An 11,840-nucleotide genomic window follows, 5' to 3' on the forward strand; every position below is an offset into this window, starting at 1 on the left:
AGCTTCTATTTTTTCATACTACTTATCTTATCCAATATTTGCTTTTTCCTGTTCTCTAAAGTTCCGCTTACTTCCAGAACTTCATTGCTGAAATCTCCAATCCAGTCTTCTAAAATATCATTTACTTCTTGTCTTAGATTCGGCAGATCCGATCCCTGGCAAACTATTAGATCAAATTTTTCTATGGGAACAAAAACCAATAGGTCAATTTCAGCAATTGCCGCGGCCATCTCTTCGTAGAGATCAGATATATTTTTCTTTTTGCCAACCGCATAGACATACGCCAAAAGGTCTAACGGGCAACGGTCAAAAATTGTATTGTCATCACTATTTTGTAATTGTTCTACCGAAAAATTGAATTGCTCAATATAATCTTCCAACGTCGGTATTTCTGAAAACAAATATCCTTCCTCTTCAAGTTGTAAGTAAGGCTCATTTATAAATTCATAATCAGGTAAACTTTCAGCGATCTCTTCCGCCAAAGTTGTTTTTCCGACCCTATGGGAACCTGTAAAAGCTATTCGCATAATTAGTTTCTCTATTTAATTTAAAACTATCATAAACTTTGCAATAAAAGATTTTTATCTTCCACTCATATTTTGGTCATAAAAATCTGTAAACTTATTTATTAGCTCGTCTAAATTTTCTCTATTAAATTCACCAAAACCTAAAGTCATAATGTGCCCTTCAGTATTATTTGACAAAACACGGTTGAAGTTTTCTATATAAGTATGAGCGTGTCCTTGTAATTGTAATTCAGTATTTATCATTTTCACCCAATGCTTCTCATCTTTATCATCATCTATCGAGTAAGTTAAATAAGGTAGAACAAAAGGAACAAATTTATCATATTGCTTATTTTTATGTGGATTTAAATTGTCATTTGGCCAAATTCTGAAATTTTCAAATAGGTTTAAATTTTCAGATTGAACGATTGTAGCAGTCTCATTTTTTGCAATTTCTGAAATGATTTTCCCTTGGTCTTGAGCGTATAGCCAAAACCAAGCTAAATCCCACGCAGTAGCACCTTTATGATTTATTAAATTATAAGGGTGGAATATTGAATCTATTGCGATATAGCCTTTTCCATCACCAATAGTGTTTCTAATAATTTCTATTAAATCATTATGATTAGAAATTTTTTGCATTGGATTTCCATTAATGAATCCATAAATATAATTCGACGTCCAATTTGATGGTTTATGGTATCCGTCATCAAGAATAGAATTTTCAATGATTTTTTTCGATTGTGAAATTGCGTCATCACTTTCTTTTAATTCATTTTCCTTTTTTTGTTTTGTCTTGAAAAAGTCAAAAAATCCCATATTTATCTCTTATTTAATTATTCTTGAACATTCCAAATATACGCATTGAATCAATATCTACACGATTTCAGCAATTCAATCTTCCTCAATCTCCTTCAATCTCTTGAATCAGAGAAAATCTATGAAATTGATTTAGGCAATTTTAAAATGCAGATATCAGAAAACCTACGATTTGAGGAGTGTTGTAGACATCATCCAAACACAACTTAATTAAGATCTTCATTCGCAGCAAACTTTTCTCTGCACTGATGCTGATACTCTTGCAGCGACATACCATAGATCTCCGAAAACAGTTTTAGAAAGTTGGAGCGAGAGGCAATTCCGCATATTTTGGCAAGAACTTCTGTTTTCTGATGAACTGCTATAGGATCTTCTGCGAGCAATTCGGCGATATACTTGATGCGCAATTCACTTAAATAGCGGTTAAAATGCATTCCTTTTTCCGTGTTAATGTAGGCAGACAGATAATTAGGGTTTGTCCCTACTCTTATTGCAATTTTTTTCAAACTCAGGTTCTGTTTTAAAAACTCTTTTTCGTCTTCAAATTTCTGTAGATTCTTCCGAATTCTGTTGCGAATCTCTGCACTCAATGTGGATTTTGGTGGTGAGACATCAGTTTTTAATCTCTCAATATCAACACCTACACCCGCTAAGACCACATCGTATGTTTTCTCGGACTTCTTTTCCAGATAAGTGTTTATAGTGAATATAAGTAAAAACATAGAGAATGTTACAACTCCAAAGAGAATATTCCTGTAACGCTGTGTAATACTCGAATATTCAATATTTATCCGCTCGGCCTCAAACTGTATAAAAAGATGATGTGTGTCTTCTATGTTTATTTTTTCAATTTTGTGGAGGGTATTGGCAAAAGATAAGCTCTCATCTATATTTGATTTTTTACGGGCATCCTCCAGTAAAATCTTATAGTTTTCCGTAAGCTCAGGAAAGAAAAAATGGTATTTCTGATAAAGAGAATCAACTTTTCTAAAAAAACTAAAGGATTCTTGTTCTCGGTGCTGAGCCAATTTATTCTTTCCCAGATAAAAGTAGATCACTGATACCCCGGCAAAGTCATTTACCCTGACCAGTTCCGGAAGTGCACGATTGAGATCGGCAATACTTTGCTCGTAATTTCCTTTACGGAATTTAGAAATGCCTTCACATTTAAAAAAACAATTCCTTAACTTGACGAAATCTAAATCTTTGGGTATTTCCCTCTTGCCTATTTCAATTAAGCGGTCGGCGCTATCATCATCTCCCATTTGCTGGTAGCAATAGATAAGCTGATGTAAACTGTTATAATAGCCTTTGCGCATATTATAAAGGATATCTGGGGAAATATTTTTCAAAATTTCCTGTCTAAAGAATGCAGAACAGGCCTCAAATTGACTGACCGCCTCACCGTAATATCCCAGATAACTTTTCATTACACCTAGGTGATATAATATATTATACTTTATATATGGGCTATATCTGGCGTAGGATAACGCCTTTATATAATCATCCAATGCAGGTTGATAGTCTTTAAAAATAAAGTAAGACACAATTCCCCTTCCAAGATAAGCAGAGGCAATAAGATCGCTATTACAACTATGCTGAGCGGAAGTTATTGCACTGTCTGCATACAGCTTTTTGCGGTATCCTGATGGCTCAAAATTCAGGGCATCTTGGTATGCATATGTTAATTCAGAATAATTTTTTTCTTTTTTCGCGAGGGCGATTAAAAGGTCAACGTAAGAAAGTGCTGTAGTATCATTAACCTTGTGGTGATCATACTTTTTTCTAATCTGATGATAGGCCACATTGTCTTTGCTCTGCGCAACCCATAATTCCGCAGTGGAAACCAAAAGCAATATAAACAACCTGAACATCTGCACGTTACCTTCATTTTATTAAAACGTTTTATAAAATTACGTTATTTTTTATGGAATCTCCAAGTGTTTTGTAAACTACATAACCAAAATGCTATCAATCACGGTTCTTATTCACACAAAATAACATTTGATGTGATGAATAAGCATCATTTGTCTTTTTGAGCACAATGTCTAATTCCAACTTATAATCACTTTTATGAAAAAACTATAACCTACAGCTATGCCGCTCTGGGATTTTGATACCGAGGATCAGTTTATAAACTGGCATCAGACATAGGAAACAGGCATCGTAAATCATTTTTTTTGTTGAATTTCTGTTTTACATTTGATCAGTAATTGTAAGAAAAATAGACATACAGTTTACACAAAATACTTTCAACAATAAACTAATGTCATGAAATATTTAAAAAAGATAATACCATTTGCGGTAAGCATTTTCTTTGTTATTCTCTTCTGCTATGCAGCTATCAGTAAGATATTGGATTTTGAGAATTTCCAGGTTCAGATTTCAGCATCACCATTGTTGAATGCATTTTCGCAATTCCTGCCTTACACGATAATCATTGTCGAAGTTATTATAGCAGGATTGTTATGCTACCCGAAAACCAGAACTATAGGACTGATAGGAAGCTTTATTTTGATGCTCATCTTTACTGGATATATTGCTTTGCTACTAAGGACAAGTAAAAATCTCCCTTGTTCCTGCGGAGGAATATTGGAAAAAATGAGCTGGAACCAACATTTGTATTTTAATATTGGCTGTGTTATTCTTTCTGTTATCGCTTTAGGTTTAAATCTAAAGTGCAGCGGGCCTGCTGACTAAGTATGTTACCGTAGTTGCTTACGGATGATTATGACTGAATTTGCTATTTATGTTCAACCTTAAAATTAGACAGCCAAAAGCTGTTTAACGATCCGAGATTCTAAAATGATTTTATTAACAACAATTTGTTTGAGAAATGTAGAATAGGATATTTTGATGCGACAAGATTTGTTAATCTATGGGTATAATTAAATAACTTTACCTACTCAATCGTACTTCCCAGGCAGATTTCTAAAGTTTTTAAGGTAATCTTTTTTGATGTATAAAAAGACCGGAATTATGAAATTTAATCAAATTTTGAAAGCCAATGCGGTAGCCATTGCTGCCGTGATATTCTCAGGGGCTGTGATGTCCTTTAAAGTGATAGAGAAAAAGGCGGCTACGACGTATTTCTATAACAGCACGGACATTGCCTCCGGAGCATTTGCCAATACCTCACACTGGCAGACCACCAATACTTCAGGGTGTGAAGTTGAAGGAGAAAGACCTTGTAGTATTGTGGTTCCCGACGGACAGACCCTGAATGATGTTTTGGATGGAAAAAGCAATGCGCAGGTTCTATCTATTAGTTCCAATCGTAAGCCTTAATTACGTTTGGTAATAAATGATGAATAAATTGAAGGCTGGCAAGTGCCAGCCTTCTTTCATATGTCTTGTTTAACTGCTTTCGTATTTATCTCGGATTCTGCGGCATTCCGCTAAGGCTGATAATATCTTCCGGAATAGCAATCGCATAGCGAGGGTCGTTTGGTGGTAAGCTATAAGTTTGTCCTTTAACCGTTCTTGTTAACGTAATATTGGCCCCGTCCCGGTTATACCGCTTAAGATCTGCCCAGCGAATTCCCCTGAACAACAATTCCTTACATCTTTCTTTTTTGATAATTGCTAAGGCTTCTTGCTTTGAGCCGGCTATAAATGGGATATAGGTTCCGGTTTTCCACCTCTTCATAAGCAGATTGTTTAGCAGCATCATAGCATTGGTGATGTCGTTAGTTTGAGCATAAGATTCTGCGGCGATCAGGTACAATTCATCCACTGCAACACTTGTCATTTTCCCTGAGGATCCTCCGGTATAATTGCCCTTAAAGGAAATATCGCCGTTAGCATTTACTCTGAAATAGGCCGATTTTCTGAGATCATTAGCGTGATAACTGTGATACAGCGTATCGGTCACTTTAGCTGCCGCAAAACGTACAGGTGCTGAGATCCGCATAGTTGTCCGCAGCAAAACTTCAGAATTCATATCCTTGATGGGGTATGATTCTGTTACATTCAGTGTATTAAAATCCACGAGCGTATTTTGATAGCTCAATGCCTGCAAGGCATAGGTCAGGGATTTCTGGTAATCGCCTATAAAGAGATAAGTTCTTGCAAGGTATGCTAATGCAGTAATCTTAGATGGCCTGCTGGCAGCAACCTGTTTGACCGGCAAAAGATCCACCGCTTCCTGCAGGTCTTTCAGAATCTGATCATATGTTTGTTTCACAGTAGACCGCTGGGAGGGAATATTCATATCCGGATCTAAACGAAGCGGCAGTCCCAGATCTGTTGAAGCCGTATCGCTGCTATAGGCAGGACACCAGACCTGCGCCGCATCCAGATAGCGTATTGCTCTCATTGCCAATGCCTGTCCTCTTACGTTTTCGGCTCCCGGAATAGCGTAGGTGTCCAGATTATTGAGAACAACATTAGAAACATAAATAGCTTTGTAAGTATAATACCAATCATTGCCTGCACCCTGACTGGCAGACACATGATCCTTCTGCCAGGTGTACAATCTTTTTAGAAGACTTTTTTTGGAATACGGAATATCTGTTTGGAGAAAATGAAATTCCTGAAAGACATAAAGGTTTAATGGATGTGGAAAGCAATGCAGAATACATAAATTTGCCTGAGATTTTGGTCGGTCCATTCGGAGTGCTTTGTAAATCTGAAAATCTACAGCTTCAGATTGTAGATCAATTCGAAAGTAATTATGATAAAATGAAAGTCTTAATTTTCGGGAACGACATTGTATCTCCAGATAATTATTGCCTTAATCAACCATATATTATTGCAGAAAAATTTACAGCCCTAGAAAACAATAGCTAGAGTGTAATTCAAATTAGACAGTGAAATGCAATTGTAGCATCATTTCAATCGTTCCTATCTCTTCCGGCCGATATAATTATCAGTATAGTTCTGAAGTAATATCGAGTTCACGAAGAATGTTTTCTGAGACAGAAAAAGTAATTGGTGGTAGAAGCTATGGATTAGGATACGGTTATATTTATACAGAAGGTGTCTTACTTTGTCTGGAGATTTTATAAAGAGTCTGTTAAATAAGTTTTAGCCCAAATGTAAAAACCATGGATTCTAACGAAAGTTAGAATTTTTCTTCTTCAACTATAAGTAAACATACAATTCTAAATAAAATTCCCAATGATAGAGGATAAAAACTAATAACCATCAAAACTTATCTGATATGAGAAACTATGCAGATATGCATGTTCTACTTATTTAGTTACTTAAAATACACTACATCGCCACTATGCGCAAAACAAACTCATTACAAGATTAATCATAACACAAATTGTTATAATTTTTACAAATTTTGATATTTATATTACAAAATATATTATATTTGTAACACTAAAACTAAAAAAATGTATACTGAGATTTTAAGAATAATAGAAGGCGGATTAAACAGAGATATCAAAAAAATAACAAATTATTCGAAGATTCTTGCTGAGAAATTGGAAAAAGATGGAGATGGCAAATTAGCAAAATTAATTATTAATACACTGGAAAATAAACCTTCATCAATGGTATCAATGGACTCCTTGCTTTCTAGTCCGGTTGATCAAGAAAGTCGTATGAGTATAGTTGATATTTCAATGCCTATAAAAAATGATGGAGAAGTTATACTTCCACCAGGCATTGCTAGTAAAGTTGAAGATTATGTTAACTTATACCAACACCAAAATGAACTTATTAAGAATGGACTTGAAATTTCAAATTCTCTCTTACTATACGGAATCCCTGGAGGTGGAAAAACAACAATTGCTAAATATATTTCCTATAAAACAGGCCTTCCATTAATTACAGCTCGTTTTGATGCTATCGTATCTTCTCTACTAGGTAACACCTCAAAAAATATTCGTAAAATTTTCGAATATGCAGATGAAAAACCTTGCATCCTGTTCTTAGATGAATTTGATGCTATCGCCAAAGCAAGAGACGATCAATACGAATTAGGAGAACTCAAAAGGGTTATAAACAGTTTACTTCAGAACATTGATAATTTTTCAAAATCTAATCTACTTATAGCTGCTACAAACCATTCGGAACTTTTAGATAAAGCAATTTGGAGAAGGTTTAATACAATCATTGAAGTTGGACTTCCTAACCAAAACGAAATACAAGGACTTATTGAAAAGTTTATCCAAGGCGCAGCAAATGATTTTCTAAATGATGAAAAAAAACTTAGCAAGATTTTACAAAACTTAGAGGGAAAGACGCCATCATTTATTAAAACTTTATTCAACAATATCCTTGCTCAGAAAATCATTAGAAATAAAGAAATGTTGTCGTATGAAGATGTTCTTGTTGAAATTTTCGAAACCAATAACAAAGATTATAAGGTAGAAGAACTTATTATATTCTTAAATGAAAGCGGCATTACTCAAGAGCGCATAACGCAGATTATGAACATTTCAATAAGACAAGTCAGAAACAATTTAAAAACTAAATAAACATAGATATGGAAAGGAATTTACCTATAAAATTTTTTCAGAAACGAATTAATGACGAAAGAAATACTGAAGGTGGAGGAAACCAAGATCCACCAAAATGGTTTGACGAAGCACTGGTTCCCTACAAGGCTCAGCAATTCATTGATACATTAAGTGAAGTATCTCAAAAAATACTCGCTAAACAACGTGAGGATAATTATATCCCAAATGTTATCAAGCTAAAAGTTAATGAAGACGCATTAGCAAAAACATATCGTAAAGAAATTCGCCAGATATTCAATACTCAAAAAATGAATGTGATCGGGTTGAGTCAGAATGATGAAGTCCTAATAAAAATTGAAAGTGCAGAAGAAGTAAGCAAAATTACAAAAAAGCTTGCGCAAGGTTTGAAACAATCAGCGAAGCAAGGCGTAAAATTAGGTATTGCTGCTATAGATGATATTGAAGAACATTACCCAGAAATTAGCATTGATAATGAAACATTTGAAGAGTCAGAAGAGCTTAAAGTAAAATTATTCAACTATGGTGATCCAGAATTAAACATAATAGCTATTAGAGCTTTTGAAAAATTTTGTAGAGATAGAGAGATCGATTACAGCAGAACAGTATATTCTGCGGATTTAAATATTTTCAAAGTCAGCCATGCAAGCCTCGATACTATTGCAGAACTAAAAGATTTTGACGGTGTGCAACTTATTTCGGAGATGCCAAGATATTATGTCACTTTGGACGAATTAGATGGTGACGGTGAGATAGAGATTAAGATGCCGGACGCAGGAATAGACTATCCGACCATTGGAATTCTTGATAGTGGTATTGCGAAAATCCCACACTTATCTCCCTGGCTTTTAGAAGATAACTTTACAAAATATCACGAGGACGATGTTGACAAAGGTCACGGAACGGCTGTATCAGGAGTTCTACTTTATGGCGACGAATTTGAAGAAGAAAATTACACTGGTTTTCAAGGTGCAAAACTTTTTGAGGCCATTGTATTTCCTAATAACACCACTCAAGGCGTCTCGGAAGAAGAATTAATAGAAAATATAAGAGAGGCGATTAGTGAAAATGACCACATTAAAATATGGAACTTATCATTAGGCACTAACAAAGAGGCTGATGAAATTGAATTTTCGGACTTCGGAAAGGCTTTAGATGAAATTCAAGAACAGCACAATGTTTTAATATGTAAATCTGCTGGTAATTGCGGGAACTTTAAAAAGAATAGTCCGAGAAGTAGAATATCTCAATCTGCTGATACTATTAGAGGCTTAGTAGTTGGATCAATTGCAAAAAGTAAAAACTCCACAGATTTATCCGAAAAAAATCATTCATCACCCTTTTCAAGGATTGGGCCGGGTCCATCTTTTTTAATTAAACCAGAAATCTCTCACATTGGAGGAAATGCAGGACTGGATGAACATAACAGGTTAGTACTAAATCCTGTTTATACATTTTCGAAAACGGGTGATAGAAAAGGAGTTGCAGGAACAAGTTTTTCAACGCCCAGGATTTCATCAATAGTTGCTGGATTAGATCATTTATTAAATGAAGGATTTAATCCTCTCCTTTTAAAAGCCTTAACAATTCACTCCGCAAAATATCCAACAGAGTTAAAAGTTGCTATCGATGAGAAATTAAAACATTTAGGTTTTGGTGTACCTTCCAATATTCAGGATATTCTTTTTAACCAGCCAAACGAAATTACACTGATTCTTCAGGATAATTTGGAGAAAGGCAACTTCATAGAAATCCTTGATTTTCCTTATCCTCAATCAATGGTTGACGAAGATGGATACTTTCATGGAGAAATTTGTGTAACCCTTGTAACCTCTCCAATTCTTGATGCAGCAAATGGCTCAGAATATTGTCAGTCAAATATTGAAGTTTTGCTTGGAACATATGACGAAAAGACTGACAGAGATACATCAAAACGTGGAATTATAAATCCTATAGGGAAAGACGGCGCAAAGAACCTTTTATCTCATAGTCTATATAGTAAATCAGTAATTAAGAATACTGAAAGCCCGTATACGAGGGAGAGAGTCTTAGTGGCTTATGGAGATAAATTTCAACCAGTGAAAAAATGGTCAGTTAATTTAGATGAATTCACTCCCTCCAATAAGGAAAAATATTTGAAAAATCCTAAAAACTGGTATTTAAAAGTTGAAGGTCTTTTTAGAGATTTCATAGAGACAAAAGCTGAAATGCAGAGAATAACACCAAGTCAGGAGTTCTGTCTAATCATTACGATAAAAGACACAAGAAATGAAAGTCATATCTACAATGAGGTTACACAATTACTTGATTCTTTTAATTTTGTTCATCAGAATGTTCGATTGAAAGAAGATGTTAGAATTCAACTAAGAAATTAAGTACTTTATCAGCATTCAGTGGATAATTAAAAAACACTTTATTTTATTAAACTGATACAATATTAAGGAAATTACAATACCTAACAATTAAATAATATACATTATGGCATTAAAACCAGGACCCAAAAGAAAAGCAACATCTACCGGTCAGCCCGATAAAAGACAGCGTGATAATAAAGAAACCCCAGGCAACACTCCTTCTTTAAAACCGCCAAAGAGACCGAGAGGAAAATAAAAATTTTAATAGCATCGTTTCAAATCCTAACATTGTTGGGATTTTTTTATTAGAAATTGTTAAAAATAATGTTCATATTATAGAAAGTTCCGTAAAAATACGGATATTAAAGTTCGATGCGATTTTTATTTTTGTTACTTACGGAAAACCGTAACAAAATTAAAATACTATTATATAAATTTGGTTGTTAAGTTTTTAGATCCAACTATTAACTATTCAACATCTTTAAAAAACTACAATCCATGGAAACAAAAAAGCGCTCTATTTTAAAACTAGACATTCCAAAATCAGATATTGGAATTTTAATTTCAGATCTTTTCAAATTATTAATTTCAACGGATCAAACTGCAAATCAAATCAAAGAAATCTTGAACGAACAATTTGAACAAGATGAGTTTATTCCAATACCAGGAGCTCAAACACTTGTAAATTCTCAAATTGTTCAAAACAAAAATTATATCAAAAAAGATTTAATTTCAACTCTTGATAATATAACTTTCTATTCGGATAATACTTTCACTATCAATTTTAACAACATTAATGATCAAGAGAACTTTGGAGGTAAGACGACGCTAAACACATATCCAAAATATTCCGCTCAACGTGATTTCTTCGGTAATTTATTCAGCATGGACAAATATGCAAAAAAGCTTATAGATAATGGATTTAAGAAGATTGTAGAAACAAATCTTGAATTATTAAAAGAAGAAAAAATAAAAGATAAAAAATATAGATTAATACATTATAAACCTGACAACAATTATTATTTACGGGCAATAGTTTCTACGGATAATTATTTTGATTACAACAATTCAATTGCAGTTGTAATAGCACTACTAACCCTTTATAAAGAAATTAAATCTTCCGGCGTTGCTTATTCTCTTAAATTGTGTGAATATAATGAATCAAATATCAGAATGTTTTTTGATTCAACAGGCGAAAAAGAACTTGAAGGAATTGGGTATGTGAAAAATATTGTTGAAATTTCAAATGATGAAATTAAAAGAGAAGCTTTACGTTTTTCAGGAGTCTGTACGATTAGTTATGATACCCAAAAGAAAATAAATGAAATTTATATTAAACCAAAAGATATAAAATCTAAAATTTTAACAATAAAACACAATCAGAAACCTCAAAATGGCTTGAAGAGCTTGACTGATTTTGAAAATGTAGATAAAGTCCATAATGAGCTATACGAAGATATAAAAGCGATAAAAAATATTAAGAATACAGAGCAAATAAAATTTCTTGTGCGCAGAAAGATTGATAATGCTAAGAATGAGGATATCAGAAAATTTAAAGCATCTATTATGAATGAATTAACAGCGACTACAACTAAAAATATTATTGATCTTTTAAATCTTTTTAATAATATTCAAATATTAGCGAATGAAGATATAGAAGCTTCAGAATATTTGAGGTACGTGATTTATGAAGCTTTAATAAATAGAAAATAAAAATTCTAAGATAT

11 protein-coding genes are annotated in these 11,840 nt (G+C 33.6%); 7 read left to right on the forward strand and 4 right to left on the reverse strand.

The window, feature by feature from the left end; genetic code table 11:
• Nucleotides 1–5 precede the first annotated feature (5 nt).
• The 3 genes from BLR30_RS03250 to BLR30_RS03260 all read right to left on the reverse strand — a co-directional run bounded on the left by BLR30_RS03250 (nt 6) and on the right by BLR30_RS03260 (nt 3,199).
• On the reverse strand, nt 6–527 hold the full coding sequence (locus tag BLR30_RS03250) for an AAA family ATPase (protein ID WP_089854707.1): 522 nt from the start codon (nt 525–527) through the stop codon (nt 6–8).
• A gap of 54 nt (nt 528–581) precedes the next feature.
• A complete protein-coding gene (locus BLR30_RS03255; protein WP_089854710.1) occupies nt 582–1,325 on the reverse strand; it encodes a hypothetical protein in 744 nt (247 codons plus the stop codon).
• 206 nt (nt 1,326–1,531) lie between these two features.
• Complete coding sequence (locus BLR30_RS03260; RefSeq protein WP_089854713.1) at nt 1,532–3,199, reverse strand: helix-turn-helix domain-containing protein; 1,668 nt, start codon at nt 3,197–3,199, stop codon at nt 1,532–1,534.
• 397 nt (nt 3,200–3,596) lie between these two features.
• Between BLR30_RS03260 and BLR30_RS03265 the strand changes: the two genes are divergently transcribed.
• Both BLR30_RS03265 and BLR30_RS03270 read left to right on the forward strand, forming a co-directional pair.
• Nucleotides 3,597–4,025 (forward strand): MauE/DoxX family redox-associated membrane protein, encoded by a 429-nt coding sequence (locus tag BLR30_RS03265; RefSeq protein WP_089854716.1) that lies wholly within the window; start codon nt 3,597–3,599, stop codon nt 4,023–4,025.
• Between the two features lie 279 nt (nt 4,026–4,304).
• Nucleotides 4,305–4,613 (forward strand): hypothetical protein, encoded by a 309-nt coding sequence (locus tag BLR30_RS03270; protein WP_139164578.1) that lies wholly within the window; start codon nt 4,305–4,307, stop codon nt 4,611–4,613.
• 85 nt (nt 4,614–4,698) lie between these two features.
• Here BLR30_RS03270 and BLR30_RS03275 read toward each other — a convergent pair whose 3' ends face one another.
• Nucleotides 4,699–5,937, reverse strand: coding sequence for a RagB/SusD family nutrient uptake outer membrane protein (locus BLR30_RS03275; RefSeq protein ID WP_089854722.1), 1,239 nt, complete (start codon nt 5,935–5,937; stop codon nt 4,699–4,701).
• A 199-nt stretch (nt 5,938–6,136) separates the two neighbouring features.
• On the opposite strand from BLR30_RS03275, the gene BLR30_RS03285 reads away from it, so the two are divergent.
• The 5 genes from BLR30_RS03285 to BLR30_RS03300 all read left to right on the forward strand — a co-directional run bounded on the left by BLR30_RS03285 (nt 6,137) and on the right by BLR30_RS03300 (nt 11,826).
• Nucleotides 6,137–6,334 (forward strand): hypothetical protein, encoded by a 198-nt coding sequence (locus tag BLR30_RS03285; RefSeq protein WP_175443594.1) that lies wholly within the window; start codon nt 6,137–6,139, stop codon nt 6,332–6,334.
• Nucleotides 6,335–6,670: 336 nt separating this feature from the next.
• Nucleotides 6,671–7,759, forward strand: a complete 1,089-nt coding sequence (locus BLR30_RS03290; protein WP_089854728.1) for an AAA family ATPase — start codon at nt 6,671–6,673, stop codon at nt 7,757–7,759.
• 8 nt (nt 7,760–7,767) lie between these two features.
• Nucleotides 7,768–10,134: a S8 family peptidase gene (locus BLR30_RS03295; protein ID WP_228400691.1), complete on the forward strand. Its 2,367-nt coding sequence runs from the start codon at nt 7,768–7,770 to the stop codon at nt 10,132–10,134.
• Between the two features lie 103 nt (nt 10,135–10,237).
• Nucleotides 10,238–10,369, forward strand: coding sequence for a hypothetical protein (locus BLR30_RS17975; protein ID WP_262484100.1), 132 nt, complete (start codon nt 10,238–10,240; stop codon nt 10,367–10,369).
• Between the two features lie 242 nt (nt 10,370–10,611).
• On the forward strand, nt 10,612–11,826 hold the full coding sequence (locus tag BLR30_RS03300; protein ID WP_089854734.1) for a hypothetical protein: 1,215 nt from the start codon (nt 10,612–10,614) through the stop codon (nt 11,824–11,826).
• Nucleotides 11,827–11,840 lie beyond the last annotated feature (14 nt).

The organism is Chryseobacterium taeanense (assembly GCF_900099685.1).
Taxonomy (GTDB): Bacteria; Bacteroidota; Bacteroidia; order Flavobacteriales; family Weeksellaceae; genus Chryseobacterium; species Chryseobacterium taeanense.

Coding starts and splice junctions, on each gene's coding strand:
- BLR30_RS03300 (WP_089854734.1), top strand. CDS start 10,612: ATGGAAACAAAAAAGCGCTCTATTTTAAAACTAGACATTCCAAAATCA.
- BLR30_RS03295 (WP_228400691.1), top strand. CDS start 7,768: ATGGAAAGGAATTTACCTATAAAATTTTTTCAGAAACGAATTAATGAC.
- BLR30_RS03260 (WP_089854713.1), bottom strand. CDS start 3,199: ATGTTCAGGTTGTTTATATTGCTTTTGGTTTCCACTGCGGAATTATGG.
- BLR30_RS03290 (WP_089854728.1), top strand. CDS start 6,671: ATGTATACTGAGATTTTAAGAATAATAGAAGGCGGATTAAACAGAGAT.
- BLR30_RS03255 (WP_089854710.1), bottom strand. CDS start 1,325: ATGGGATTTTTTGACTTTTTCAAGACAAAACAAAAAAAGGAAAATGAA.
- BLR30_RS03265 (WP_089854716.1), top strand. CDS start 3,597: ATGAAATATTTAAAAAAGATAATACCATTTGCGGTAAGCATTTTCTTT.
- BLR30_RS03270 (WP_139164578.1), top strand. CDS start 4,305: ATGAAATTTAATCAAATTTTGAAAGCCAATGCGGTAGCCATTGCTGCC.
- BLR30_RS17975 (WP_262484100.1), top strand. CDS start 10,238: ATGGCATTAAAACCAGGACCCAAAAGAAAAGCAACATCTACCGGTCAG.
- BLR30_RS03275 (WP_089854722.1), bottom strand. CDS start 5,937: ATGGACCGACCAAAATCTCAGGCAAATTTATGTATTCTGCATTGCTTT.
- BLR30_RS03250 (WP_089854707.1), bottom strand. CDS start 527: ATGCGAATAGCTTTTACAGGTTCCCATAGGGTCGGAAAAACAACTTTG.